We start from the raw sequence: 379 nt of genomic DNA, 5'->3' as shown, positions 1-379 counted from the left end.
GCTATAAACCAACTGACCAAAATCGTTATGCAGATAAAGCAAATGTAGATGCGACTCAACCGACAACCAAAGAGTATGTAGATACAGTAAATGATGGTAAATGGAAATTTGAAAAGTACGATAATGATAATAAGGTAGTAAATAAGGCAGATGTAGAGTTTGTAGGAACATGGGTATTTGAAGCTAATAAATACGGTGTAACATACAAATTTGAAAGTGGAACTCCAGGTAAGGCATTGCCAGAAGCAATAGAAGGCTATAAACCAACCGACCAAAATCGTTATGCAGATAAAGCAAATGTAGATGCGACTCAACCGACAACTAGAGAGTACGTAGATGCAGAAAACGATGGTAAATGGGTATTCAAGAGCTACGATGC

At 37.5% G+C, this 379-nt stretch carries 1 protein-coding gene; it reads left to right on the top strand.

Translation table 11 applies throughout. The features are described from left to right. Positions 1-379 (top strand): SHIRT domain-containing protein (locus ADI58_RS08535; protein WP_049522228.1); only part of this gene is annotated, 379 nt, incomplete at both ends.

Origin of the sequence: Streptococcus mitis (genome assembly GCF_001074635.1) — a bacterium.
Classification (GTDB): domain Bacteria; phylum Bacillota; class Bacilli; order Lactobacillales; family Streptococcaceae; genus Streptococcus; species Streptococcus mitis_E.
Note: the sequence above shows the minus strand (reverse complement) of the source record. Positions and strands in the feature narration are given on the sequence as shown.